Here is a 26,601-nt window from a genome sequence, read left to right on the forward strand (position 1 = left end):
AGAACACCCAGTTCGTCGCGGCGGGTGACTGCCAGGGTCTGGGTCAGGTCGCCGGACGCAATGCGGTCAACCACTGCCAGGGTTTCCTGCAGGGGACGAGTAATCTGCCGGGTGATGACGACGGCGGCAACGATGCCCAAGATGATTGCCAACAGGGTGCAGGTGATTTGCGTGGTGCGAGCCTGTGCGCTTTCCTGATCGCGGCGATCCAGTTGCAACTGATACATGGCTTCGCTGATCTTGACGATGTCCTGCCCTTGGGTGGTCATCTCCTTGCGCGCCTGAACAATATTGCCCGTGGCAACCTTGAAGTTTTGCAGAGTCGTTCGGTAGGCCGTCAGCGAGCTGTCCAGCTGCCTGAGTTGATCGGCCTGGGTACCGCTGAAGCTCGCTTTCAGCGCATCGAGATCCTTGATGGCCGCATCCAGTTTCGAGACGGCTGCCTGCTCGGTTTCGGGGGTGGCATTGGTGGTGTAACCGCGCACCTCATAGCGTGCAAGTCTCAAGTCATCTTTTGCATCGGTGACGATCCGGTATTGCTCGAATCGGTTGGCGTCAGCCGGGTCCATGTCTTTGACTTCAGCCTGAAGCTTCTCGAACACCTCAAGGCTTTTGACGGCATGCGTGGTGAGTTCATCACGCGCAGTCGTGCTGGCCTTGTAGCCACTGCGCATGTTGTTCAGGGATTTCTGGTAGTCAGCGATCACCCCTGCCAGCTGCTCGAGCATTTTCACGTTTTCGGGGCTTTTGAACGAGGTCAGCAATTTCTCCTGGTACGCCTTGAAGCTGTCCAGTGAGGACTGGACGGTTTCGGCGACCTTCTCGTCGCCGTCGGCCACCATGTACTGCAGGCGTGTTACCCGAAGTTTGGTCAATTGTGCATTGAGTGAAGTAATGTCACTCATCCAGTTGCTGCGATTGATCAGCCCGCTCATGCTGGTCCAGCCAGTCAGTGCAAGAATCGCAGTAAAAACAAGTACAAGACCGAACCCGAGGGCCAGTTTCATATTGACGCTGATATTTGCAAACCAGCTACTCATTGAATTCTCCAACAACAGCCATTTAAAGCAGTAGGGCCCCTGAGAGGCATGGCGTACAGGTCAGGGGCAGGGCAAGGTATACAGACACTATCGGCAGGGGGTGGCCAAGCTAAAATAAAAAAAAGAGAAAGTTTCACGTCGCTTGAAAGACGTGCTCAGGGCCTATCAATTGTTGTCGCGCGCCGTTATAAGGAACCGTTGAAATCATTGAAATAGAGCGCCGCTTTCCAGAGCAACGGCAAAATATTGTCTATGCTCGCGACAGTGGAAACCTTATCCGTTGTGGGTTCATTGCGTGTGCAGGGCATGACACATTAATGTCACAAGTTGCGCGGGCATCCGAGCCTCTTTCCGTCCCGTTGAGATGCCTTTTCATGAACTTGAAGTTTCGTCATAAAATTCTCCTGGCTGCGGCCGGGGTTGTGGTGTTGGCCTTTGCCTTGTTCACCCTGTACAACGACTACCTGCAACGTACCACCATCAATCAGAACCTCGAGTCCTCAGTGGGCCAGGCGGGTCAGCTGACGGCCAGCAGTGTGCAGAACTGGCTGAGCGGACGCATTCTGGTGCTGGAAAATCTCACCCAGAACGTGGCCTTCCAAGGGATCAATTCCGATCTGACCGGGCTGGTGTCGCAGTCCTCACTGGTATCGACCTTTCAATTCACCTACGTCGGTGACAGCAAGGGCGCGTTCACCCAGCGACCCGATGTCGACATGCCCGCTGGCTATGATCCGCGGCAGCGGCCCTGGTACAAATCCACAGTCGACGCCGGCAAAACCATTCTCAGCGCGCCTTACCTGGCTTCCGTGGGCGGTCTGGTGGTGACGATTGCCAGTCCGGTGAAGACTGCTGGTCAGATCACGGGCGTGGTCGGCGGTGATCTGAGTCTCGACACGCTGGTCAAAATCATCAACTCGGTCGAGTTCGGCGGGCTCGGTTATGCCTTCCTGGTCAGCGGAGACGGGCAGGTCATCGTCAGCCCCGACAAGGACCAGGTGATGAAAAACCTCAAGGACATTTACCCTGGGCAGACCCTCAGCCTGGATGCACGCTTGCGTGAGGTCACGCTCAACGGCCAGCACAGGCTGCTGTCGTTTACCCCGATCACCGGGCTGCCTTCGGCCGACTGGTACATCGGTCTGTCGATCGACAAAGACAAGGCCTATGCACCGTTGAGCCAGTTCCGCAGCTCGGCGATGGTTGCCGTGCTGATTGCAGTGGCCGTGATCGCCTTGCTGTTGAGTCTGCTGATTCGTGCGCTGATGCGGCCGCTGACCGATATGGGCCGTGCGATGCAGGACATTGCCCAGGGCGAGGGTGATCTGACCCGGCGTCTGAGTATTCAGGGCAAGGATGAATTCGCCGAACTGGGCGGCTCGTTCAACCAGTTCGTGGAGCGCGTGCATGCGTCTATTGCCGAAGTCTCTTCGGCAACGCTGCAGGTGCATGACCTGTCGCAGCGGGTGGTCAATTCCTCCAACTCTTCAATCGTCGGCTTCGACGAGCAGAGTGCCCGAACCAACAGCGTGGCTGCCGCGATCAATGAGCTGGGCGCCGCCACTCAGGAGATAGCCCGCAACGCGTCGGACGCTTCGATTCAGGCCAGTGAGGCCCGAACCCAGGCTGAAGACGGTCAGGTGGTGGTTGAAAAAACGATCAACGCCATGAGCACGCTGTCGGCCAAGATCAGTGATTCGTGCACGCAGATCGAGCAACTCAATGCCAGTACCGACAACATTGGTCATATTCTGGATGTCATCAAAGGTATTTCGCAGCAAACCAACCTGCTGGCGCTTAACGCTGCTATCGAAGCGGCCCGTGCAGGTGAAGCCGGGCGTGGATTTGCCGTGGTTGCCGATGAGGTGCGAAACCTCGCTCACCGTACGCAGACATCGGCCGATGAGATTCACAAGATGATCGGTGGCTTGCAAACCGGGTCTCAGCATGCGGTGCTCAATATGAACGAGAGCCAGGTGTCGAGTCAGGAAAGTGTCGAAGTTGCCAATCAGGCGGGCAGTCGTTTACGCGATGTGACGCGCCGCATTGGCGATATCGATGGCATGAATCAATCTGTTGCTGCTGCAACGGAAGAGCAGACCGCTGTTGTGGAAACACTCAACATCGATATCAACCAGATCAATACGCTTAACCAGCAAGGTGTGGCCAACCTTAATGAAACTCTGAAGGATTGTGCTGCGCTTTCGCAACAAGCGGGGCGATTGAAGCAACTGGTCGATAGTTTCAAGATCTGACCGTACATCCAGTGACAGAGGCCGGACCGCTTATATGAGGTCCGGCCTTCGAAGGGGGGAAAGTGTTGCAAAGGGGAGAAGTCGGGCAGTTAGCGGGCTGGCTGACTGCCCGGCCTCAGCCCGACATAAAAAGTCTGCCTGGAGGCGGCGTGTTGTCAGAGATCTTTTTTGACCTCTTTATCGACATGTTTGTCAGCCTTGTGACGTTCCTTGTCGTCATGCTTCGCCCCTTTGTCGACTTCGTCGGCGTCATGTTTCACGCCCTTGTCCACTTCCTTCGCGTCATGATCAACACCTTTATCCAGCTCACGGTTATCGTGTCGGACGCCCTTTTCCAGCTCACTCTCTGCAAAGGCAGCGGGCGCGACGGCACCCGCCAGCAAGAGGGCGGCAGTCATTGAGAGTACGAGTTTGCGCATGCTTTGCTCCTTGTGAAAAATGCTGGCCCTTCATAAGCCATCATTTTCGAGCATAGACCAGGCAGGCAGTGCGGGGGCGCAGCTCGTCGACCTGCGAACCGCCACGAATGAGCATTCGGGCGGTCACGCTGGCGATTCACTGCTATAAAACAATGGGCCGTGCATCGCCGATATGCCGATGCCGATGCCGATACGAGAGGGCATCGGTAAGACTTCCCGACAATTGCGCTCGAGCGCAATGTTCTGACCACGCTGCGGATGCACGGCCAATGTACCCTTGCGAATACTGTTTTTTTCTACAGGCGTAATCGTTAACTTCGTAAAGTTCAATTTATTCTTGAAAGGGCTCATCTGCTGATGGCGCAGCTTTCAGTGTGGCCCCATACTGCAAGGCCTTGCACATGCTCCTGCATTTCTCCCTTGAGGCTAAAATGACGCTACCCCGCCCGATTGTCTCGACTGGCAATGCCGGATTTGACTCAATCCTTAAGGGTGGTCTGCCTCGCAACAGATTGTATTTGCTCGAGGGTACGCCCGGGGCAGGCAAGACCACGCTGGGACTTCAGTTCCTGCTTGACGGTGTCAGGGCTGGCGAGCCCGTGTTGTACATCACACTTTCGGAAACCAGCGAAGAGCTGGAAAGTGTCGCGCACTCACATGGCTGGTCATTGGACGGCATTGACCTGTTCGAGTTTTCCTCGACCGAGGAAGTGCTGGGTGATGAGTACGAGCAGTCCATCCTGCATCCATGGGAAGCGGAGCTGGGCGATACCATCAAGCTTATCCAGCAACGAGTCGACAAGCTTCAGCCCAGACGACTGGTATTCGACAGCCTTTCCGAGATGCGGCTTCTGGCTCAGGATCCCCTGCGCTATCGTCGCCAGGTGTTGGCGCTCAAGCAGTATTTTGCAGGTCGCAATATCACTGTTTTACTCGTGGACGATCTCACGGGGTCCTCGGGTGAGCGAGATAACCATCTTCATAGCCTGTGCCACGGTGTAATCACGCTTGAAAGACTGACACTGGATTTCGGTGCAGCCCGCAGGCGACTTCAGGTGCAGAAGTTGCGAGGCGTTGACTTCGTTGCCGGTTTTCACGATTTCACCATCCGCAGAGGCGGGCTGGAGGTGTATCCGAGGTTGATCGCCGCCACCCACCACGTCCCGTTCAAGGCCGAGCCTGTTCCCAGTGGGGTGAAGGCGCTGGACGATTTGCTGGTCGGCGGTCCGCTCAGAGGGACCAGCACTTTGGTCACAGGGCCTGCGGGCTCTGGAAAGACCACCGTTTGTCTGGCCTATCTGGCCGCAGCCTGCTCTCGGGGTGAGAAATGCACCATATATGAGTTCGATGAGCGCATCGCTACCCTGGTCTCCCGGGCGGACAGCATGGGCATGGACTTGAGTCGCCATATAGCGAGCGGTCAGTTGGTCATTCAACAAATTGACCCTGCCGAGATTTCTCCCGGGGAATTTGCGTGGCGAGTTCGCTCGGAGGTCGAAGAGCGGGGCAGTACCATGATCGTGGTCGATAGCCTTAACGGGTACATGGCGGCGATGCCTCAGGAACAGCAGCTGATCCTGCAGATGCATGAACTGCTTTCATATCTGAGCCGGTTGGGTGTCGTGACGTTCCTGATCAACCCTCAGCATGGTCTGGTCGGGTCGATGTCAACCAACCTGAATATTTCCTATGTCGCAGACTCTGTCATCCTCATTCGTTTCTTTGAGGCGCAGGGGCGTCTGCGCAAGGCCGTCTCTGTTCTTAAACACCGCACCGGCGCCCATGAGGACGCGATTCGTGAACTTCGGATTGACTCCAAAGGTGTTCGAGTCGGTGAGCCACTGGTTGATTTCCGCGGCGTGTTGACGGGTACTCCGGAGTATTTCGGGGCCGATCTTCCGCTGATGGAAGGGCGAAAGCGTGACGACTGAGCAATTATCCGAAAGCAAAACCCTGCTGATCGTAGCGCCGTTCAAGGGCGATGCAATCAGCCTCGGCAAGCTGTTCGGTGATCTCTATCCCCTTCAGACTCACCACGACCTGACCTCGCTTTCGACCGCCCTGGGTGAAAGTACCGGTCTGGTGATACTCACGGAGGAAAGCCTTTCCGGGGATGTGCTGAGTCTCGGAAAGGCTTTGGACCTGCAACCGGCGTGGTCGGAGATCCCGATTATCCTGCTCGCGTCGAACAAGGGTCGTTCCGGTCGGGACACCGAGATGGCCAGGCGCAGGCTGCCAAAGTCGGCAGGGCACGTGATCGTCCTGGAGCGTCCGCTCAGCTCGGCCTCGTTATTGAGCGCCATCGCCGCAGCCTGGCGAGCGCGTGAGCGTCAATTCGAGATGCGGCAGAGTCTCACTCAGTTGGCCGAAGAACGAACCCGTTTGCAGATCCTGCTTGAAAATATCCCGGTTGGTGTGTGTTTCATGGACACCCAAGGGACCTCGCTAGTGAGCAATCCTTTGTATCGCCAATATGTGCCGGATGATGTGATTCCTTCCAGGCATCCAGATGGCGCTGCACGGTGGGTGGGGCTCGACACACTGGGTAAACGCCTGGAGCCCGCCATGTTTCCCGGTGCCAGAGCGCTGAGGGGCGACGCGGCAACCGGCGTGGACTTCTATCATCGCCAGGATGGCGGTCGCGAATCGTGGATGCGTGTCAGTGCTGTGCCCCTGTATGACGAAAAGCAGCACATCATTGGTGCCGCCTCCGTCATCGTCGATATCAACGACGAAAAACAGGCTGAGCTGAATTTGCGCAGGTTCAATGAGGAGCTGGAGGTCCAGGTCGAGGCCAGAACGCAAGAGCTGAACGCTGCGGTCGAGCAGCTCAAGGCCGAAAGTGAAGAGCGAGCCCGCGCCGAAGAACAATTGCGACAATCCTTGAAAATGGAAGCGGTAGGCCAGTTGACCGGCGGGATCGCGCATGACTTCAATAACATGCTGACCGGAGTGATCGGCTCGCTCGACCTGATCAAGCTTCGGATGGCAAAAGGCCGACTGGAGGGCGTTGAGCGATTCATGGACGCCGCGCTCATTTCTGCCCAGAGGGCCGCTTCACTGACTCACAGACTGCTTGCGTTCTCCCGACGCCAGTCTCTGGATGAAAAAGCGGTCTCGGTCAATCAGCTCATCAATGCTCTTGCCGATCTGCTCCAGAAGACCGTCACCGAAAAAGTCATCATCAAATTCGATTTGAGCGCCGAAGACCCCTGGATTTTTGCAGACGCCAACCAGTTGGAGAACGCCTTACTCAATCTGGTAATCAACGCGCGGGATGCCATGCCGCATGGCGGTGGGTTGATCATTGCTACACGCGTGGAGCAGGGAACCCAGGACCACTCTTCGCGGCATGTATGCGTGCAGGTGCGCGATACAGGGTGCGGCATCCCCAAGGACATGCTGGACAAGGTGACGGAGCCCTTTTTCACGACCAAGCCTATTGGCCAGGGCACAGGCTTGGGTCTATCAATGGTTTACGGGTTTGCGAATCAAAGCAATGGACGGCTTTCAATCGATAGCACGGTCGGGAGCGGAACCACCGTGTCCATCTGCTTGCCCGAGCATAAGGAAGTCAAATCGGATCAGCCGCTCACTTCCTCGAAGTTCAGCACAGGCCAGGGCCAGAGTATTCTTCTGGTCGAAGATGACGACTCGGTGCGCCTGATCAACCAGGAGGTCCTGGAGGAGCTTGGATACCGGGTTCACGTCGCACGTGACGGCGAAGAGGCCTTGAGGGTTTTCGACGACCTGGAAAAGATCGACCTGCTGCTCACGGATGTCGGTTTGCCAGGCATGAACGGTCGTCAACTGGCCGAAATTCTCCAGCAATTCCGGCCGCGCCTGCCCGTTCTGTTTCTGACAGGATATGCCGAGGGCGCGTTGGCCAGGGCCGACTTTCTCGGTCCCTACATGCAGCTTCTGACAAAACCCTTCACCCTGGAGTCGCTTGCCGTCACAGTAGCCAGCATGCTGGAAGTCGATGAGCGCGTGGCTCTGGAATAGACCTTTCGGCAGCACACCTGTGTGGTCGAAATGGCGCCCACTTTCCGGATAGGTATTTATTGAACCCGCCATCAAGGCATGCGCGATGGCGAGGCAAGGGGGCGGGGCGGGTGGAATCCCGGAAACAAGAAAGCCCGCACAAGGCGGGCTTCTTGGGGGGATTCATAGACTGCTGTAGACATCTATGGATCGGTACTTGGTGGCTACACAGTCATTTGAACTGGGTTGATAACTATTTGTATTTATTAAGTATTATTTTCATTGATCTTGTAAGGGATACATATGGGGATACACGATGCTGTCTGCTGTGATGTTTTTCGGTCCCATTGCACAGTCGTTCGGCACGATTTCAATCACCGATCGGACCGACGAACGGCTGATTCGATCATGTGCATTTGACGGGCAATCTCGTCAATCCTGCTTTTTGGTGTCTCTGGGTGATCGGCTTGCTTCAGGTTTGCCCCTAACCATCGCGAGTACTCTGTCGAACTCCTCTTTTGACTTCGCGTGAGGATCAGGCTTTGCTGCGAGTGCTTGGCCGCCGACTCTACCCATAGCCCTTTTTCCGGGTTTCGGTAAAGGCGGCGTGTCCGAGGGCTGTCGCTTATAAACCGAGTTTGCCGCGATGTAAGCGTCCGCCCATGCATCCAACTCCAAGCGGTCAAATCCGACCCCCTGTTTGCCGATGGGGAATTCGCGCACATTCGGGCGTACTGTCTTGTTGAATTCATCCCGGCACATCCCTAGGTAGCCATGCGCCTGGTTCGCTCTCAGAATTCGCGGCGGAATGACTGTATTGTTCACGGGAGTGCCCTTGAGACGTCAATCAAATGCTGACGCGCTGATCGCATGACGGCCAGCCTGGCGCAGCGAGCGGCCATGCTTTATGGATACCAGGCTAGCCGGCCGAGACACGAAGTCCCGACAGCTCCAACGTACTGGAGGAGTCGCGCTGGAGCAACGGTCAAACCGACAGGTGGAATGGCGGACAGATCCGCGTTGGCTGAAGGAAAGCGTTTTTTGACGACCAGTATGAAAGATGCGAGCGTGATCACTGAAGCCTCGCACGTCGAATCACACGGGTAGTGAGATGGATCAGGATCGCGTTCACAGAGATACGCTCTACGCCGAAGTATGGGCCACGCCCATGCTTTCTCTCGCTCCCAAGTACGGAGTGTCAGCGGTTTTTCTGTCACGGGTCTGTGCCCGCCTGAACGTGCCTTGTCCACCCCGGGGTTATTGGGCGAAAAAGAATTCGGGACAAAAGCTGAGTATTCCGCCTCTCCCAAAGTTGAGGGTTGGAGATCCTGCCGACTGGAGGAAGGGTGATCAGCTACTCCGCAGTAAGGGAGCTGCGCCCGTTGATGCTGCGTTGAACGGCCTAAGTGATAGTCGTTTGATGGTGATGGGATCGCTCGAACCGTTCACGAGCGGTAGGGTCGCGGGTGACGGCTACCTCAAACCGATGAAACGGAACCTCCCTGATCTGGTAGTCACCGAGCCCACTCTTCACCGGGCTGCGACGATACTCCAGAAAATCGCGACCCGTTTCCGCGATCAGAAGCATCGTATCTCTGTGGCATGCGGGGAAACCGGATTTACGCGCAAAGCACTTACAGACGAGCAAGGTAGATTGAAACGCTCGATATTCGAAACCAACACTATTTGGTCGCCAGGCAGGCCAACAGTAGTTTTTATCGGCGATGTTGCAATTGGACTGACTATTTATGAGCAGACAGTCGAGAAAGAGATGGTCTACATCGATGGACAGTCTCTGCCGGTGCATGAGGCGAGAATTCTCAATCCGGGTCTATGGGATCGTAGGACGAAGACCGCTTACACGAAAAGCATTCTGCCTGCCCCCTCTGGCCGTCTCTGCTTGAAAGCCTACAGCCCATACTACCGAGTGGAATGGGCTCTAACCTGGACATAGGATGATTTAAGGCTTTCAAAACAAATAGACGAGATTGTCTCGTTGCTGATCTCCGCTGCCAGCGATCTCAAGGTGCTGGTCTCTGAGGCAAACAAAAAAGCTGAAGAGGAGCATGAGCAATGGCAGGTGGCGCGCGCGATTTTCCAGGCGGAGCAACAGCGTTCGGTGATCGAAAAATCCCGGCAAGACTCACTCAAGAGTTTGCTGAAAATAATCGACAGATGGAGTGAGAGCAGAAAAGTCGGTGATTTCTTCGATGACATCATTGCTCGCTCAGCCAATCTGACAGAACGCGAGCGATCGGAGATTTTGGCAAAGGTAAAAGATGCGAGAGAATTGATTGCCTCCCCTGATAGTACTGAAGCTCTCAGGCTATGGGATTCGCCCCCACCGCTGCCAGCCGAGTAGGCAGCATGGTTTCCAGGCAATTCCGTGGAAACCTATGTGGAAACCATTGTTTTTTGATATCGGCCGAACGACTGACGTCGGGCGTCATGCTAGGGAAGGGCGGTAAAGCCAGGCTATGCTGTGATTGAGTCTTTGATTTTCATCACAGTTGTAGTTGAGCAGTCGGCGTGCCGGGCAGTGGCACGGATACCCAGTCCGGCCTTCAGCAACTCTTTCACGCGTTTGTGCAGATCGACGTCGACCGGGCGGCCCTGATACTTGCCCTCGGCCTTCGCCTTCTCGATCCCCTGCGCCTGGCGTTCGCGTCGCTGCTCATAATCCTTGCGGGCAATTGCGGCCATCATCTCCACCAGCATCGAGTTGATTGCGCCCAGCATCCGGCCGGTGAACTCATCGCCTTTCGTGTCCTGCATCCCCTGGTGGCTGGTCGGCAGATCGAGTGCAACGATGCGCAACCCCTTGGAGTCAATCGCGGCTTTGAGCTTCTGCCAGTCATCCACCGGCAGGCGTGAGAGGCGGTCGATTGATTCCACCAGCAGCACATCACCCTTGCGCGCATCCTTGAGCAGGCGAAGCAGCTCCGGCCGGTCAGCAGCCGCTCCGCTGGCATTCTCCAGGTAGACGCTGGCGATTACCTTATTGTGGTCCGTAGCGAACTGCTCGAGCGATGCCCTTGCGCGGCCAGCGTCCTGCTCGTCGGTCGATGCTCTGAGGTATGCGCGGATGAACATGAAGTGCTTCCCGTATCAGTTTGGATGTCTCACTAATACTGTTGCACTTTGGGTGTCACATATCAAGCGAAAAGACCTAATATGCGAAGATATGCTCGTATCAGCTCAGGCATACCCTAAAAAGGAACGTTGTAGCAGTCATTCATAGTTCGTGGTTTTGATGTGGTCATTGTCAGCGGTGGCGCGCGCGATGTCATCGCGTGAAATCGCCGACCTGGTCCGCTCCCTCCATGACGATGTGAAACGGTCGATTGACCGCCTTGTTGCAACTGGCGTGGATATCCCAACCGCCAACGGCGGCTGTACCATAGCTGGCTAGATTCATGGCCGACCTGGGCAATGAACGCGGCGATGCGCAGCGGGCTCACGATCTGGTACTTGCTCATCGCCGTATTGAGGACGGGTGCAAAAACGCCGGCTTTCTTTCCGGCGTTCGGGAGAATATGCAGCAGCCGCTGCGTGGTGATGGGCATATTTTTTCTCCGTATGGAAACCGCTAAACCGCGAGATGGGTATTTATTTTCTTTCACTTCCGTGATCGGTTTTGTCACATTTTATTATCGCCATGATATTTGACCGAACTGCATACATGGACTAGCTTCCAAAGGCAAACCCAACAACCTAGGAATATATAATGAGTAAACTCTCAGTAGGCGAAGAGCTTCTATATACAACAATCAAAATAACCTCAAACAAAAACGGAGTCGCCGCCAGCACTGGATCGGGATTTATTTTCAATTTTTCTGATGAAAAAGGACAGATACCAGCACTCATAACTAACAAGCACGTTGTACATGACTGCGAAAGCATAACGGCTATATTTCATACTGAGCAACATTCATCAGAGGCAAGGCCGTTTGCAAGAATAACGATAGATCTAAATGAAATGACATTAGTTTTGCATGAGGATCAGGAAACTGATTTGTGCGCTATTCTCATTGGAAATGCAATAAATGAATTCAATAGATTAGGGCATGGAATTTTCTTTAGAAACCTAGTAAAAGAACAAATACCGTCAGACTCAGAATGGAAAAATTTTGACGCAATTGAAACTGTGACAATGATAGGATGCCCTAATGGGCTCTCTGATGAAGTGAATAACTTTCCAATCGCAAGACAGGGGATTACCGCCTCTCATGTAAGCAGAAAATACAATGGCAAAAATGAATTCCTGATAGATATGGCTTGTTTCCCAGGCTCATCAGGCTCCCCTGTATTCATATACAACAGAGACGGATATTATGACAAGCAACTACATTCTTATCTAGCAGGAGCAGCTAGGTTAAAGCTATTAGGAATATTGCACGCAGGCCCCACCATCACAGCAACAGGAGCAATTATACTATCAAACCCAAATACTTTCGAACTGAAAAACATGATGCACTTGGGGTATGTAATAAAGTCAGATGAAATAATGCGCATGGAACACCAAGTTATTGGAATAATTAAGCGAGCCGATGAGATAAGAGCATCTAAAAACGGAAAATAAAAATTCAGGCCGCCCAATAAGGTGGCCTGTTATTTATTGATCTCAGTCAATCTTGGAGAGGCAAGCTATCTCTCCATGGATTACCCGGCGCGCAATGGTAACACCAAAAAGTTCTTCATATCACATACCAACTAGAATGTTTTTGTCTCCATAACCGCCCATTTATCAATCGACTTGATATAGGTGAGGTATATCGGACGCCATGTAGCCACCGGAGATACTGACGACAGTATGTTACCTGTATTTAAAATCGAAGGTGTAGAGCTATTAAAGATCAGCGTTAACTCACGACCTGGATATAAGTTGCCACAAGTGATTGTGGAAACATTCACTGTGCCCGTCAAAAAAACTACTTCAGCAGCATCAGGAATAGTAACGGTCGCAGCAGTCGCGACCGTTATCTGAGAAGGCGATGCCATATGGCTGGCCCGACAAGCGCCTGGCCTTACAATGTTGAATGACGAAATGCATCGTATGTCCTGAACGGCGCCAGAGTTAGAGGCAACATTGGCGTCGACATAACACCCCGAAGTGTCAGCAGTGAGCAGGATGCCATAGTCTTGATTTGGGCCGGGGCCTACATAGTTCCCTGTTACCGCGATGCTTGAGGTTGGGCCTGTAAATGGGTAGCCGCCCGCACCAAGCTGGAGGACGATTCCAGCTTTGAGGATGTTGACCTTTGTGTTGTTGCCATTGACAGTATTACCGCTTACGACTCCCCTCAAGCAGGAGTTTACCTCAATGCCCATATCGCCGTTTCCAATAGCCTGATTACCGACGCATGTGATGTCTTCGCAATCCCCCCAGTCAACACCGACACTGCCGTTGAATTTCAGCTCATTGGAGTTAACAGTACACTGCTGACCGTTGACAAGAACTCCTGACAATCCATTATTATTGATAGTAGATCCAATTATCTGTTTATCCTTGCCCTGCAAGGTAATGCCATTCTGCCCATTATAACAGGCACTAACGTTGGAAATCCTGACTTTTCCACAACGTCCTTTCAGAGTCGTATAGTTTAAGTAGGGGAAAAGGATGCCGCTGTATCCGTTGTGGTCGTAATCTCCGCCACTGATATTAATATCGCTTCCAGACTCTTCCTTTGTTCCATCGTAGGCAAGACCAAAACCATCGTTATTTGTGCCGGAGCAGTTAATTATGTCAAGTCTGGTGCCCTCGTAAATAAGGATTCCTGAATATCCAGAGCCTGGACATTTGACGTTTCTTAAGTACGACTTACTTGGATGGACATCTGTATTGGCCTCCACTAGAACACCACAGTATTTTGCATCAAACACCTCAACATCATTAAGCTGGAATCCCGAGCATCCTTTAATCTCAATTCCCGAAACCTGAGATAACTGGTTTGCCCTGTTGCCGTCAATCCTCAAGCCCTTGGCCCTGAAACCAGTAACTCCTAGAAAGGTAATGAAGGGAGCGTCAGTTGCCGCCTTTTGCTTGAGCGCTCCTTCGTCCGCGACGATGTGAACCTTCTTGTTCACCACCAGGCCGCTGGCAACGCAGCCGGCGGCGCTCGGCGCTATCTCCACCGTTGAGCCAGCAGGGGCCGCGTTGATCGCGGCCTGGATGGCGCTGGAGTCGTCTGTAATCCCGTCCAGCACAGCACCAAACCACCGGGAGCTGATCTTTCCGGACACGACGCGGTGAAACGAGTAGGCGCCACTGGTAGAGACGAGTAGTGTCCCACCATTGTCTACGTCACCGCTGGCGAAGGCCTTCTTTACAAAAGATCCCTCCATGCCGTCGGCGACGATCCTGAACTTCGTCAGAGGACCGCTGTAGGCGCGCAATGCGTTGTAGCTGGGCACGTTCTTGCTAAGGTTGAGTTGCTCGCCGACGCTCCCGCCATCCCACCCCAGAAGCGATGCACCTTTCTGCGGGTCAGTTCGGTTCTGAAAGTTGTCTACAGCCTCCTGGCTGTCGTTGATCAGCCAGCCTCCAGACTTGTAAATGTATTCGGCCTGATCATTGGTGTTGAAATATCGGTCGCCAAATTGAAGAGGCAGGCCGTTATCGCGGACGGTGGGGGGCTCTGACGCGGAGCCAAGAAATCCAGCCGTGCGCGCAGTAGCGATATCAGCCGCATTTTCTGCGGCCTGCGCAGCTTCGTTTGATGCGTCGAGCGCGGTCTGCACTGCCTGCGACGACATAGCTTTCTTGCCGGTGTTCACCGCGGCGCCGGCCTGGTTCTTCCATACGGTGTAAATGGTGTCAGCATCTGCCGACTGCACTAGGAAGATGCCATCAGCGGCGGTGGCGGCAAGGCCAGCAGCAGGGCTTTGGTAAATAGTGGTGGCGATGCTGATCTTCTCGGCGCCGTCTTCCTGGATCTGGGCGACTACTTGCTTGAGATTCGGAATAGATCCCGAGTCGGTAGGGATCGGACTGTTGGCTGCTGGATCGTTGGCAAAGTGGTAAACGATATTGCCGCCGATCTCAGCCCTTACAGTGGCGATTTCGAGTCGTTGCGTTTGGTCAGCCATGGAGATTTTCCTTTAGGCGCAAGCGACCGGAGCCGGTCAGCAGCGGGCCGTGTATTGGTTTAAGCAAGTTGTGTGGAAGGGGCGCCGCCGTCATGGGAAGGGCCTCAGTTCGGAATGATTGCGAAGCTGTTGGCACTGAGGGAAAGCCCCTCGGCGAGCCTCAGCGCGCGTTCATACGCCTCTTGCTCGGTGCAGCCCTGCAGAACGGCTAAGGTCCGGCCCTGGTGTTTGAGCCTGACGTGGTACAGCTGCGGTAAGCCGCGGAGCGCTCGATAGCAAACCTGGCCACGCTCGGCAGGGCGCAGCGTCATAGCAGGACCGGCGCCGGGCTGGCTGCAGTCTTCATTTGCAGGCTGATGCGGGCGTTGCGGATGCTTGCAACCACTCGGGCCGGACGTGCAACTCGATCAATCGTCTTATCCAGCGCGTGCTTGAGTTTTACGGCATCGGCATAGAAGTCCGGAACGCTCGCGACGTTGATTGCTTCCAGATGTTTACTGGCGCCCAGAGCAAGCGTGTAGAACGTGTCGGTGCTCGGCGCGGAATTGATAATGGCAAGAAACTCGCCGGCCTTGTCCTTGAGCTGCTGCACCCATGCGGCGTGCTCGCTAACAATGGCGTTTGCAGCCTTTGCGTTGCGCTGCTGCTCGAAATCATCGGCTGCTTCTTGTTCAGAGCGCAGGCGCTCTTCCAAAGCCTCCAGACGCGCGGCCTCGACTACCTGCTCACTGGTCAGACTATCCTTTTGCTTTGCTAGCTCGCCCGGATCGCCTTCGCCCAGGAGTGACGCTTTCCAGGCAGCTTGTGCAGCTGGAATCTCGTTTGAGAGCTCAGCGAGGCGGGTAAGGGTTTTGCGGATCGTCTCAGCCGTGCCCATCATTTCTTCTCCCGGGGTGCGGGGAGAGTTACGGTGCGCTGCGCCTTCTGTTCCGGCTTCGGCGATGTCTTGAGCAGGTCGCGGTTCGTGCTGTCGATAACGTCTTTGGTGTAAATCTTTTTACCCATTACTTTTGCTCCTTTCGGCTGTTTAATTGTTTGCGCTGTTGCTGCCGTTGGATCTCGGCATTAGCGAGTCGAGACAACGCCCCGCGGTACTGATATTCAGCTTCGCGCGGCTTGGATTCGGTGAACATGGTCATGGTCTTCCACCCAAATAAGTCGCAAGCCTTGGGCGTGAGTAGCGCTGCGCATCTTCCAGGCCCGAATGGCGAGTGACGATGTGGCGGCCGGCCTGGCGCAGCTCTTGAATGCGTACGGTAGGGCGCAAGACGAAGAGCTCGCCGCCGGCCGTGAGTCGACGCACTCGCTTAGTGCTCGTGCTGTTGCCAGCTATGTTGGGGCGGCTGCAGTAATTCATGCGGCGCGACCCTCCAGATGAAGGGGGCGACCCTCTGCTAGGGCGATCAGTAACGCGCTCGCCTCGACGCTGCCCGTTTCTGCGGCCGCACGGAGTCGCGCCCACGCAGCGACGACTTCTGCCCGGGTGGGTTTGGTTTGTGGGCCGCGTTGCTTCGAATGGTTGGCCTGCATGATCAATCCTCAATTGGCTGCGTACCGATGTACGTGGCCAAATTAGAACTGATCTGACTGTATATCCAGTGCTTTTTGAGTGCACTTTGAGTGATACACAGAACGAGACAGAACTGGACGGAAAGACCCTTTAAAAGCGGATGAACGGTAAAGCCTTGGAGAGAGATTTTGTTGCAGTAAGGCGAGGATACTCAAAGTGATACAGAGCTAAATTTTCAGCTCAGCGGCCCAGCCTCAGATTGAGGTTGGGCAACGGCCGCCCTAATGGGAGAGAGTTGTTCCGCGCCACGAAATACGAGCAGGCCATTTCGTGGCGCGGATGATGTTGTCCACCCTCAATCCGAGGATGAATACCTATTGAGACGAGCTACGCCGATCTGATGGGGTGAACGATTCATTCACCTATTCCAGCACGCTGTCCGGCTTTCCCACCGATGGTGGCTTTCAACTCTCCCCACTGGGGGACGTTGGGAAAATCCCGCATTCAACTGATTAACCCGCTCACAGAAAGATGCCCTCAACTTTCAGGGCATCTCCGACAGGACCAGCACCTGGCCTCCCGTTTCGGTATGGCAGGTATTCCCCCAACGGGGGAGCATCTCCACTCATGGCTCAGATCTGAGCCATCCCCCATTGGGGGCTAGACCCCACATCCAGATGTGAGCAGGTTTGCTCACATCGACCTCAGGCCCTTGATCAGCCGACTCGACGGATACAGATGGGGCTCCCCTGAATGGGCACGGCGGGCTATTCCACTCCGGGAAGTTTCGACGGAGCTTGGCGCTTTCGGCCCGGCCGCGCAGGAGTGTGCAAGCCGTTTTCAAATTCCTGCAGGAACTGCCGAACTGTGTTGACCCGCCAGCAAATGCGGCTGCCCTGCTTGAACGATGGTGGCAACCACGGAGCGCCTGCCTGCCTGGCGCTGCGGATCGATGATTCGGTGCGTCCCAACAACTTGGCTAACTCAGGGATGTGGATAATCTCGGGCTCCATATGAGGCTCCTCACGCGCTACGCTGCGCTTAATAGGCTTTTTTCGGTTCAGACTATCACCGACATATTACGGGCAGGGCCGAGCGCGACGGCCGGGATTGGTCGATGCGCTCACATCTCAGAACACCAATTCCCTCAGCTTGAGGAAAACCCAGCCGGTTCCCCATGGGTTTCGCGAGCTGGTCGTAAAAGGGTGTCGTTCCTTGAAACGACACCCTTCTGGATCTCGAATCCGAAACTACCGACATCCCGGTAGATACCGGAAAACTTTCCGCCATCTCACTCACCCCAGATTTGGGGGATGCCATAGATCGGCTTGAAAATCAGCCAATGTCCAGGGGTGCAATTATTTTGCATCCCCCCATTGCGTTACTAGTCACGAAGCGGTATCGTCGATCCATCGTAACTAGTAACGGAGGCAGGTAGTGGCAGATCAGCCCAAGCAACCCCGCTCAGCAGCAGCCAGGCAGCGGGACTACAAAGAGCGGCAGCGCGCAGCAGGATACAAGCTCACCGCTGTATGGATTCACGAGGAGACAGCGAAGGACGGGATTAGGGCGGCACGGAAAGGCGAGCCGCTAGCGCCGATGGATTCACTCGACCCGCTCAGTTGGGCGGCCGGGTGGATCAGCGAGAAGGGTAAGCAATAGACCGGCAAAGAATTTTGCCAATCTGAAATAGGTGCCAGCCCGGTGTGCAACCACCGGGCCGGCTATCACACGACGAAAATTGAAGGTAAACGTCATGCAATCATATCAAAATGCCACTAATACCGTTAAAAATCAAGATATTATCGCCGAGACGGCCGTGGTACTCGAGCTGCTCGCCTTCGCGGCCGGCACTATCTCCAATCCGCGCACGCCGGCTGTGCTCTCCCAGGCGCTGGCCATCCTCTCCTACAACTGCGCGATCAGCTGGGCATCGATGCTGCAAGCGGAGGTCGCACAATGAAAGTCATGAACTGGTGTGACCTGCTGATCAAGCGCGAAGACATCGCAAAAATGGACGCTGATAGCCTCGACGCGGTTACCAGTGCGACCGAATCACGTCTCACGACACTCGCATTTGGCGTTTCAGGCCTGGGCAACCTGCTGGCCTGCGCGGCATCAAACGAAGATACAGGACTGAACGAGGATGCCGTGGCCAACGTGGGATGGATGCTTGAGATCATCGGCTCGCTGATGGGCGGCCTCGATAACGTAGCTACACAAGCTTCGGATGCCACGATGACCCTCAAGACCAAGGATAAAGCGAAACTTTCGTAGTTTGGCGGCACTACCTTGTTACGGGGTAGCGTTTCACGACACCATCAAGGGATGCCCTCGAAACTGAGTGCATCCCTTTTTCGTTTGATGGTCCAGATCTGGGTCATCTTCAATGCATCCAAAACTGGATGGATCGCAGCACTTTGCGGAGACAACTAGATGCGTCCAAATCTGGACCGATCCCGTAATTACCCGAGCGAGCCCGAGTGTGTAGCTTTCAACACAGTGCGTCGTTTTTTACACGGTGGCAGGACTTCCTCAAAATGAGGGACTTGGCCAGGCCAGCGAGACAGACCATTTGAGCCGATTCGGACCTAAAGACCCATCTGGCGAGCAATCACCCGGGGCTCCACGCCACGCTGCAAAGCGCGCCGGGCGTCAGTCGTCATCTGATCTAGCGCTTTCTCCTCGAACTTCGTCGCCATGGCAGCAGCTTTACGCACAATGAGCAGTGCGAGCTCGGGCGGAAACTCGACTTTCGGGCGCGATGGCAGGTAGTCACAATCAATCACTGACACAGGCTGGTCCTCAGTGTTGGCGGGCAGGAATTACGCCTAGAGAATAGTTGTATCTATGGCGTAGTAGGAGTGGTGTAAAAACGACACCTGTGGAATGAGCAAAATGGCTCCACGGGTATCGAAAACGACACCTGTGGAGCACCAAAACAGCTTCAATGGTGCATATTCGACACCTGTGGCACCCTCACAGGTATCGTTTTTACACCGGTAGAAATCGAAACTCGGCTTTTTTCCCAGTCGTTTGTCGGGGCTCGATGTCGCCAACAAGGCATCCAGGTGAGGCGCCAAGTTCTGGTCTTGGACTGTGCGCGGCTACAGAACAGACTCTCGTCGACCATGACAATGAACCCTGCCTCCGTGAGCTCTACGAAGGCTCGCATGGCCAGCTTTCGCGAGCACGGGATCTCTTGCTCAGCCTGGCGTATGCCAAAGCCGATAGGGCCGCTTGGCGTCCAGAAAGAATGCATGAGGTGAATCAGCGCCTTCGCCTGGGCTGTAAGCCCCAGATATTCGGGAGACCTCACAAGGCGGCGCTGTATTGCCTGTACTCCGCCGTCCTTGTCATAGGGAAGGCTGCTTTTCTTAGCCATTAGAAGCCCCTCAGGCGCGTTCGGCGCTCTCCATGCTGCGCGCGATATCCATGTGGTGGTTATAGCGGCGCAGGCGTACAGCAAGGGAGGAGTTGGCGCGGAGAGCTGCTAAGGCCATCGCTCTATGGGCGGCAGCGCGTGTATCAGACGGATTGAGGGCGTTCATGGGTAAGGCTCCTTGTACTGAGGAACCGCCACGTTCTGCCGCCAAGCAGAAGAGGGTGGCGGGTTGCGCAGGATTGGCGGACCGGCGTACAAGGAGACCGGCGCACCCGAAGGTGCTCCTACGCAACCCACCATAATGCGAAGCTGCGGGCGCAAAAAAAGCGCCTGCAATCGAATCGGTGGCGCTGTTGCGCCTCGTACTGTTCAGGCCGCCAAGCCTGGCCGCTGAGTTTGCAGCGACCTGATGACGATAGCTGTGATCATCCTGCATTGCAAGCGACGAACAACTGCCCACATCCATTAGGCCACCTTTCCAGGCTCAGCCAGCAGCGTGTATAGCGCGACCTTCGGATGCTTACAACCCCACTCATCCTCAAGCGTGATGAGTTGCGTGTGGATGACGTAGCCCGCTTTACGCAGATCGCAAATCCGCGCGCCTGGGCGGCAGATGTTTAATTCGCGCATGATGGCAAAGGTGTCTGCAGATCCCTCCCTAAGCCGGGGAACAAGGCGTGCATTCTGGGCGTTGATGCTGGTATTCTTGCTTGGAGATATTTCGTGGCTGGCCTGTTGGTCGGCCATTTTTTTGTCTGTCATTTATGCTGCCTCCCCTCGAAGCGCGATGCGCTGCCGCACCCATGCGTGGACCTCGGCCAATACAAAGCCCACCGGAGAGCCTCGCGACTTGCTGTTACTTAGCGGCACTGGACGGGGGAATGTCGGGTCGTCTTTTAGGCGCTTATAGACCGTCGGCCGGGCGAGGCCGGTAATGGCTTCTACGTCCGGCATACGAATGATGGTGCTGAAAGGATCGAAGTTACGCGAGACGCTGACTGAGTATTGCGGAGCCTGAACTGGTTGCATGATGGTTATCCCGTATAGTTGACGGGATAAGGATGTATAGGTATGGACGCTAAGGCACCGCAATTACGGAATGCGTTATCGCAATTGCGGCGCCTAGTCTTTTAGGTAGATGACTTCATAACCTTATTCGACACGGAGAAGATTTCTTCCAGCGTTCGCTTACCTAATCCCCTGAACTCAAAACGCGCTAGGATCGACTCAATGACAGCCGCTTGATTCAAGCCGTTCGGCCTGGGGTGCTTCACAGGCTCCTTGAGGAGCTCTAGCAACGCCGATATTGCTAGGAAATGAGATGGCTTTAAGTTGTCTGCGCGGTCAGGCTCATCGGAGAGAGGCTCTGCAAGCAGCCTGTCTTCCAATAACCGAATTGATTCGTTTCTGTAGTGGTCAACTGATCCCGGACACGACGTTAAGGTTTTTCTCGTACTGAGCGGGTGCCAGTCCATCATTGAACTGGTGTGGCCGAACCCAGTTGTAGCGATGCATCAGATAATGACTGATATCCCGCTGTGCCTCTTGGGCCGTCATGTAGCCCACGGCGGGTATCCACTCGGTTTTCAAGCTGCGGAATACACGCTCCATCGGCGAGTTGTCGTAGCAATTACCTCGGCGACTCATGCTCTGGCGCATGCGGTATCGCCAAAGCCGCTGGCGAAACTGTCGGCTCCCATATTGGGAGCCCTGATCTGAGTGAAACAGCAGGCCCTGAGGCTTGCCGCGTTGCTCATAAGCCATGTCCAGCGCCTTGATGACCAAGTCCGTGTCCGGTTTGTTTGAAAACGCCCAGCCCACCACCCGACGCGCATAAAGATCCATAACCACCGCCAGGTAATGCCATTTTCCTTGCGCCCAGATGTAGGTGATGTCGCCACACCAGACCTGATTGGGCGCGGGTACATCGAACTCCCGATTCAAAATGTTCGGAATGTCAGGCCTCTCCACTGTTGCTTTTTTATAAGCATGAGAGCCAGGTTGCTTGCTGATTAATCCCAGTTCCCGCATCAGGCCACGTACCTTGAACCGACCAATTTGCTCGCCATCTTCCTGCAATATCGAAACGATACTGCGGCTGCCTGCAGCGCTTCGACTTTGCCCGAACAGCTCATTGACTCGACTGAGTAAACGAACCCGCTCAGCGTCTGGAGCCCGACGCCGCTGGCAATGGTCGTAGTAGCACGAGCGAGGTGTCTCGAACACCTCGCACAGCAATTCGATCGGCTCATGGGCACCTAGCTGATCGATCAGCGCAAGCGCTCGTGTTCTTCCGACATCAAGAGCGCGGTAGCCTTTTTTAAAATGGATTTCTCCCGCTCAAGACGAGCGATCCGCGCTTCCAGCTCCTGAATTTTCTGCTGCTCGGGCGTCAGGGCTTTGCTCTGAGGCGTTACGCCATTGCGCTCCTGCTGGAGCTGGCTCACCCAGCGACGCAGCGCAGACTCGACCACCCCTAGTGAGCGGGAGGCCTCAATGTGGCTATAGCCCTGATCGAGCACGAGGCCTGCGGCCTCACGTTTGAATTCAGCAGAGAAGGTACGGCGTTGTTTGGTCATCAGACACCTCTATCTGGCGATATTCTCGCCTAAATGAGTGTCCGGAATCATTAGACCACTGCATTTCTTACCACTAGCCTGCAGGTCAAGGGCAGTCCACTAGCCGGATAATAATTGTCTATACCTCGACTCTTGGAGGCGCTTTCTAAAAACGATACGCGACTTTCCATATATCGTTCTCGCAAGTTTTTAGCCTCCTCGGAATTGAGGGCCTGCAGCAAGATCCTTGACTCGATGTTCTCGAGATTCGCTCTCGATCCTTGCATGTAACCGTTATCCTCATAGCTCTCGAGAATTTGGTAATACTCGTCGTTCTCGCCCTTAACGAATGCGCCCTCAATATTCATCAATTCCACGAGAGGGCCGTCAGTAAGCTCCTGATACATGTTCTCCACGTCGAGAGCCTCAGAGCCCCACATTGCCAAATCGTATACGCCTTGAAGTCGCACCGGGGCGTCGACACTCACTGGTTGAAGAAGCTCGTATTGGCTGACAGCGAATCCGGCAAAAATCTCTTCAGGCTCACCCTCTAGCCCCATCAGTTTCGGGTCATAAGTTAATGTTTTGGCGCGATCGCGGGGTGTTTTTACCCAAGGCTGGGCTCTTGCATGGTTTACGAAGTCGACGGACAACACCAGCTCACCATCAAGTGCGAGTCGCAAGACATCAGCTACCGATATCGGCTCCTCGGCCGAGCTGGAAAGTCGCCTTGCGGCCTCATCAAGTGTGAGCCATTTTTTCAGCTTGAACAGCTTATTCATCTTACCCACTCCGATTTAGCTACCAGACTGGTGAGAGAACACCTGTCTATATGAACAGCACTGAATCTCAGTCTATATCTGTCAAGCGGATCAAGAAACTCCGTCTCGGACCATCTTGATCTCTACTAGGTTACCTACCGCTAGGGCGTCCAAGTGGTCGCTATACCATTGCATCATCGCCTTGCGTTGGGGCAGGTATTTGGCCTTGTTGTATACGCCGGCAACGCCGGGCTTCTTATGTGAAAGCTGAGCCTCAATGTGATTCTCGTCGAATCCATTTTCGTTGAGGGCAGTGGACGCGATGTGCCTGAACCCGTGGCCAGTCTGGCGCCCTTCGTAACCCATCCGTCGTAGTGCCATCAGAAATACAGTGTCGCTTCGGGGCTTCGTGTGGTCGCTTCGTCCTGGGAAGAGGAGAGAATAGCCGCCAGTGTAGTGACGCAACTCTTCAAGCGCGGCGATCGCTTGAGTTGAAAGCGGTACCAGGTGCTCAAGTCCTTTTTTCCGGCCCTTGCGATCAGCCGGCACTGTCCAGACTTTCTTATCTAAGTCGAACTCTGTCCATCGGGCCTCGCGCAACTCACTGGGGCGCACTGCGAACAGGCTCAGGAGGCGCAGGCCGAGGCGAACATCATGGGCGTGTGGATATGCGGCGATAGCGCGTATCAACCCGGGAAGCTCGTCCTGCGCTACGTGGGCGTAGTTCTCAGGCTTGCCCGACTGCAGGTATTTCTGGAGCCCCTCAAGCGGATTATGAGTGGCCCGGCCAGTTACCCTCGCCAGGTCGTAGACGTCGCGGCAGTAGGAGCGAACCCGGCTCATTTGCTCAAGGATTCCCTTTTGCTCCATGCCGCGCAGGAAATCCATCCATTCGAGCGAGGTGATATGCGCGAACTGACGCCTGCCGAAAACTGGGAAGACATGACGATCGAGGGCGCCGATGATCCGCTTCGCCGTGCCTGCGTCCCAATTGTTCAGGCGAGACGCATACCACTCCCGCGCTAACGGTTCGAATGTTTCGCCGGCGGTATCACGATCTGCCTTTTTGCGAGCTTGCTTGGTGACGATGGGGTTTTTGCCGTCGGCGGCGTCTGTGCGCAGCTCGGCAGCTTTCTGCCTGGCTACTGATCCGCTCACATCGGGGTAACCCCCGAGCCCAAGCCACGACCATTTGCCGTCGGGCTTCTTGTAGCGGAGTTGCCAGGACTTTTGGCCGTCAGGCTTCACGCGGAAATAAAGGCCACTCCCGTCTAGCTCGCGGTACTCGTTGGCATCAGGCTCAAGGCCGGCCAATGTGGTATCGGAGAGGGGGCGACGTTTGATTTCAGAGCGTTTCACAGCGTGTATCCCCTCGGTTCAATTATTTGGCAAGGATACACAGAGGGATACACGGGGGGAAGGTATGAGGGGATACAGAACGAGATAGCCAGAAACAAGAAAGCCCGCACTAGGCGGGCTTCTTGGGGTGTTTAGAGACTCATGGAGACATCTGTAAACAGGTACTTGGTGGCTACACAGGGACTTGAACCCCGGACCCCAGCATTATGAATGCTATGCTCTAACCAACTGAGCTATGTAGCCAAGTGGCGCGCATTATTCTCGGAGAACGCATATGTGTCAAGCGTTGTTGTGAAAAATAATTGCGCGCGATCAACCGGTTAGGTGGCAGGCCCTTTGAAAGGCGCGTATTCCGGGCTCTTAACGCAGCAAGGTATCCAGTAGCTCCAGATCATCAAATTCGTCCAGCCGTTCCAGCATATCGGCCATCTCCCGCTGGTCCCTGAGCCATAGTTTAAGACTTCTCGGCTCGGTCAATGCCTGCAGTTCATCCTGCGCCTCTTCAAGGACTTCACGTAGGGCCTCGAGCTGCTTTGCACATTGTGCGTTGACCGTTCTGGGTTTCAGGTCTTCATAGGGGTCCATCAGAAACTGTTCCCGGATCAGCATCTTGCGGTCGTGGATCTCGTCTTCCAGCTCTCTGAGTTGTTCGCTCAGGATCCGGTTGAAGTGCTTGAGTCGCTTGTCGGAGAGGCTGTCGATGTGGGCCTGGTCAATCTGCTCGATCTCCATTTGCATCTGCAACAGCGCCAGCAGGTCATCATGTTCATACGCTTCATTGACCCGTTGCATGAGCGCAGTCTTGCGCTCGCGCTCATCGGTGTCCTGCTCACGGTCCGGGTGCAGTGAGCTGACCAGCTTGCGGTAGATTTCGCGTAGTGACTGGCTGCCTTCTGCCTCTTCCTGTTCGCGACGTATTTCGCTGGCAGTCGGCTTCTTCGGCTTTTGGCTGCTTTCGGCTTGTTCGGCCTGTTCGCGCCGTTTTTCTTCAACGTGCCGGGTCACGTCCTCGACGGAGTCAAGGTCAACGTCGTCTCCCAGTTTTACGCCAAGCTTCTCTTCCAGTGAGGATTTGAACAGCTGGTTTTGCAGGCGCTCATTTTCGTCGTAATCATTGCCGGTGTATTTGAAGTAGAAACGCTTCAGCTCTTCATCGTGTTCGCCGCCCATGAGCGACATCGTCATGACACAGATGATCTCCAGTAACGTGGCTCTGTCTTTCTTGCTCAGACGGAACTGATCGAACGCCTGGTCAAGCAGGCGCAGCTTGCTTATCTCGTTTGCTGATTGCTCGTTGATCAACGGGACCAGCTCTTCGATCCAGAGTTTTTCGCAGGTTGTTGAAATCACGAGCCATTGCTGCAGCAGTTTGCGCCGGGTATCGAGCTTTTCCATCAGCGCGTTGAATTTCTTCTGGCCGGCGTTCAGTTGAGGCTTGGACGGTTGCGTAGCGATGCGGGGCGAGGCGGGCGGAGTGATCATGAAAAAGCCTCCTTGACGAGGGTGCGGCTAAGGCAGAGTCAGTCGGTGTGTTCAAAGTTTACTTTTTCAGTGGTTTATCCGGGGTGAATAATTTGCTGCTGTAAAAGCATCTTCCGGTCTCGCATGCGGTCCGGTTTTTGCTTAAGTGTCGGTGATACGTCAATTGCCGGGCCATTGGGTGTGAAAACCAGTCGTCAGCTGCGCTTTTCGTACCAATGTGAGGCGACATGTATCGCCATTGAAACAAGAACATGGCATTTTGCTGTTAGCGTTTTTAAAAAAAGCATCGCCTCTGTTTGTTCAGATCTGGCCGGTGTTCACGGGGAGTCGCAGGACATGAACAGTCTTTTGTCACCAGGCATGCGCCTGATGGGACATTTTGGTTTTGCTCGCAAGTTTCAGGTCTTGTTCCTGCTGTTCATGTTGCCTCTGGCGGGCAGTGCATGGGTCATCACCAAGGAATACAGCAACAAGCTCGATGTCATTTCCGGCGAGCAATCAGGCGTGCGTCAGCTCCTGGCGCTTGATGATCTGAATATCGAGTTGTCCGCGCAGCGCGACCATGCCGCACGCTGGAAAGCTGCCGACATCCTGCGCGAGCCGACGCCGGCTGCGAAGGCTGCGATGGTCAATGTCGATGCCGGCATCCCGCGTATCACCAAAGCGCTGGAAGGCGTCGATGCCGCGCTGAAGCGCGAAAACGCCCCGGCCGATACGATGAACCGCTTCAAGGCCCTTCAGGCGGCGGTGACGGGGCTG

General features: G+C 54.9%; 22 protein-coding genes, 1 tRNA gene and 3 pseudogenes. 8 read left to right on the forward strand and 18 right to left on the reverse strand.

Annotated elements, in window-relative coordinates; all coding sequences use genetic code 11:
* Positions 1-20: 20 nt before the first annotated feature.
* Positions 21-935, reverse strand: a pseudogene (locus MME58_RS27720) (methyl-accepting chemotaxis protein); the annotation flags it as partial.
* 479 nt (positions 936-1,414) lie between these two features.
* Between MME58_RS27720 and MME58_RS27725 the strand changes: the two are divergent.
* Both MME58_RS27725 and MME58_RS27730 read left to right on the forward strand, forming a co-directional pair.
* A pseudogene (locus MME58_RS27725) lies at positions 1,415-2,389 on the forward strand (cache domain-containing protein); the annotation flags it as partial.
* Positions 2,390-2,569: 180 nt separating this feature from the next.
* Positions 2,570-3,295: a methyl-accepting chemotaxis protein gene (locus MME58_RS27730; protein WP_375233084.1), complete on the forward strand. Its 726-nt coding sequence runs from the start codon at positions 2,570-2,572 to the stop codon at positions 3,293-3,295.
* Positions 3,296-3,450: 155 nt separating this feature from the next.
* Here the strand turns inward: MME58_RS27730 and MME58_RS04365 are convergent, their stop codons facing one another.
* Positions 3,451-3,714 carry a hypothetical protein gene (locus MME58_RS04365; protein ID WP_054984481.1) on the reverse strand — a complete coding sequence of 88 codons (264 nt, stop codon included), beginning with the start codon at positions 3,712-3,714 and terminating at the stop codon, positions 3,451-3,453.
* 431 nt (positions 3,715-4,145) lie between these two features.
* Here MME58_RS04365 and MME58_RS04370 point away from each other — a divergent pair, with 431 nt between their 5' ends.
* Both MME58_RS04370 and MME58_RS04375 read left to right on the forward strand, forming a co-directional pair.
* Positions 4,146-5,645, forward strand: coding sequence for an ATPase domain-containing protein (locus tag MME58_RS04370; protein WP_082427532.1), 1,500 nt, complete (start codon positions 4,146-4,148; stop codon positions 5,643-5,645).
* Positions 5,635-7,719, forward strand: a complete 2,085-nt coding sequence (locus MME58_RS04375) for a hybrid sensor histidine kinase/response regulator (protein WP_055006511.1) — start codon at positions 5,635-5,637, stop codon at positions 7,717-7,719. The genes MME58_RS04370 and MME58_RS04375 overlap by 11 nt, the downstream gene beginning before the upstream one ends.
* A gap of 411 nt (positions 7,720-8,130) precedes the next feature.
* On the opposite strand, the gene MME58_RS04380 is transcribed toward MME58_RS04375, so the two are convergent.
* Positions 8,131-8,460 carry a hypothetical protein gene (locus MME58_RS04380; RefSeq protein ID WP_080398003.1) on the reverse strand — a complete coding sequence of 110 codons (330 nt, stop codon included), beginning with the start codon at positions 8,458-8,460 and terminating at the stop codon, positions 8,131-8,133.
* Between the two features lie 1,234 nt (positions 8,461-9,694).
* Here MME58_RS04380 and MME58_RS04385 point away from each other — a divergent pair.
* Positions 9,695-10,060, forward strand: coding sequence for a hypothetical protein (locus tag MME58_RS04385; RefSeq protein WP_233591006.1), 366 nt, complete (start codon positions 9,695-9,697; stop codon positions 10,058-10,060).
* 113 nt (positions 10,061-10,173) lie between these two features.
* Here MME58_RS04385 and MME58_RS04390 read toward each other — a convergent pair whose 3' ends face one another.
* A complete protein-coding gene (locus MME58_RS04390; protein WP_055006513.1) occupies positions 10,174-10,791 on the reverse strand; it encodes a recombinase family protein in 618 nt (205 codons plus the stop codon).
* 296 nt (positions 10,792-11,087) lie between these two features.
* Positions 11,088-11,264: pseudogene (locus tag MME58_RS04395) on the reverse strand (glycoside hydrolase family 19 protein); the annotation flags it as partial.
* Between the two features lie 161 nt (positions 11,265-11,425).
* Between MME58_RS04395 and MME58_RS04400 the strand changes: the two are divergent.
* The gene (locus tag MME58_RS04400) at positions 11,426-12,280 is read left to right on the forward strand and encodes a S1 family peptidase (RefSeq protein WP_055006514.1); all 855 of its coding nucleotides are present in this window, start codon (positions 11,426-11,428) and stop codon (positions 12,278-12,280) included.
* Positions 12,281-12,411: 131 nt separating this feature from the next.
* Here MME58_RS04400 and MME58_RS04405 read toward each other — a convergent pair whose 3' ends face one another.
* The 5 genes from MME58_RS04405 to MME58_RS04415 form a co-directional block, all read right to left on the reverse strand.
* Positions 12,412-14,787, reverse strand: a complete 2,376-nt coding sequence (locus MME58_RS04405) for a right-handed parallel beta-helix repeat-containing protein (RefSeq protein WP_055006515.1) — start codon at positions 14,785-14,787, stop codon at positions 12,412-12,414.
* A 307-nt stretch (positions 14,788-15,094) separates the two neighbouring features.
* Positions 15,095-15,667, reverse strand: a complete 573-nt coding sequence (locus tag MME58_RS04410) for a hypothetical protein (RefSeq protein WP_147479881.1) — start codon at positions 15,665-15,667, stop codon at positions 15,095-15,097.
* Positions 15,664-15,792 carry a hypothetical protein gene (locus tag MME58_RS27430; protein WP_267898493.1) on the reverse strand — a complete coding sequence of 43 codons (129 nt, stop codon included), beginning with the start codon at positions 15,790-15,792 and terminating at the stop codon, positions 15,664-15,666. The genes MME58_RS04410 and MME58_RS27430 overlap by 4 nt, the downstream gene beginning before the upstream one ends.
* Positions 15,792-15,926: a hypothetical protein gene (locus MME58_RS27435; RefSeq protein ID WP_277623050.1), complete on the reverse strand. Its 135-nt coding sequence runs from the start codon at positions 15,924-15,926 to the stop codon at positions 15,792-15,794. The genes MME58_RS27430 and MME58_RS27435 overlap by 1 nt, the downstream gene beginning before the upstream one ends.
* A gap of 1,138 nt (positions 15,927-17,064) precedes the next feature.
* Positions 17,065-17,310 (reverse strand): helix-turn-helix transcriptional regulator, encoded by a 246-nt coding sequence (locus MME58_RS04415; RefSeq protein WP_055006518.1) that lies wholly within the window; start codon positions 17,308-17,310, stop codon positions 17,065-17,067.
* A 743-nt stretch (positions 17,311-18,053) separates the two neighbouring features.
* Here MME58_RS04415 and MME58_RS04425 point away from each other — a divergent pair.
* Both MME58_RS04425 and MME58_RS04430 read left to right on the forward strand, forming a co-directional pair.
* Positions 18,054-18,260 (forward strand): hypothetical protein, encoded by a 207-nt coding sequence (locus tag MME58_RS04425; protein ID WP_055006520.1) that lies wholly within the window; start codon positions 18,054-18,056, stop codon positions 18,258-18,260.
* Positions 18,257-18,574 (forward strand): hypothetical protein, encoded by a 318-nt coding sequence (locus MME58_RS04430; protein WP_055006521.1) that lies wholly within the window; start codon positions 18,257-18,259, stop codon positions 18,572-18,574. The genes MME58_RS04425 and MME58_RS04430 overlap by 4 nt, the downstream gene beginning before the upstream one ends.
* A 1,118-nt stretch (positions 18,575-19,692) precedes the next feature.
* Here MME58_RS04430 and MME58_RS04440 read toward each other — a convergent pair.
* The 8 genes from MME58_RS04440 to MME58_RS04475 form a co-directional block, all read right to left on the reverse strand.
* A complete protein-coding gene (locus MME58_RS04440; protein WP_162838978.1) occupies positions 19,693-19,848 on the reverse strand; it encodes a hypothetical protein in 156 nt (51 codons plus the stop codon).
* A 299-nt stretch (positions 19,849-20,147) separates the two neighbouring features.
* Entirely contained in the window at positions 20,148-20,444 is a 297-nt protein-coding gene (locus tag MME58_RS04445; protein WP_055006524.1) for a helix-turn-helix domain-containing protein, read from the reverse strand.
* On the reverse strand, positions 20,445-20,711 hold the full coding sequence (locus MME58_RS04450) for a helix-turn-helix transcriptional regulator (RefSeq protein WP_055006525.1): 267 nt from the start codon (positions 20,709-20,711) through the stop codon (positions 20,445-20,447). It lies immediately after the preceding gene.
* 387 nt (positions 20,712-21,098) lie between these two features.
* A protein-coding gene (locus MME58_RS04455; RefSeq protein ID WP_103715205.1) for an IS3 family transposase occupies positions 21,099-22,261 on the reverse strand; the annotation gives its coding sequence in 2 pieces (ribosomal slippage) (positions 21,099-22,006 and positions 22,006-22,261; 1,164 coding nt in all).
* Between the two features lie 50 nt (positions 22,262-22,311).
* Complete coding sequence (locus tag MME58_RS04460; RefSeq protein WP_055006083.1) at positions 22,312-23,022, reverse strand: hypothetical protein; 711 nt, start codon at positions 23,020-23,022, stop codon at positions 22,312-22,314.
* A 90-nt stretch (positions 23,023-23,112) separates the two neighbouring features.
* Positions 23,113-24,360, reverse strand: coding sequence for a tyrosine-type recombinase/integrase (locus MME58_RS04465; protein ID WP_055006084.1), 1,248 nt, complete (start codon positions 24,358-24,360; stop codon positions 23,113-23,115).
* Positions 24,361-24,526: 166 nt separating this feature from the next.
* A tRNA-Met gene (locus MME58_RS04470) sits at positions 24,527-24,603 on the reverse strand.
* 117 nt (positions 24,604-24,720) lie between these two features.
* A complete protein-coding gene (locus tag MME58_RS04475) occupies positions 24,721-25,842 on the reverse strand; it encodes a J domain-containing protein (RefSeq protein WP_055006085.1) in 1,122 nt (373 codons plus the stop codon).
* Positions 25,843-26,601: the final 759 nt, after the last annotated feature.

This window comes from Pseudomonas syringae pv. tagetis (assembly GCF_022557255.1).
Lineage (GTDB): Bacteria > Pseudomonadota > Gammaproteobacteria > Pseudomonadales > Pseudomonadaceae > Aquipseudomonas > Aquipseudomonas caricapapayae.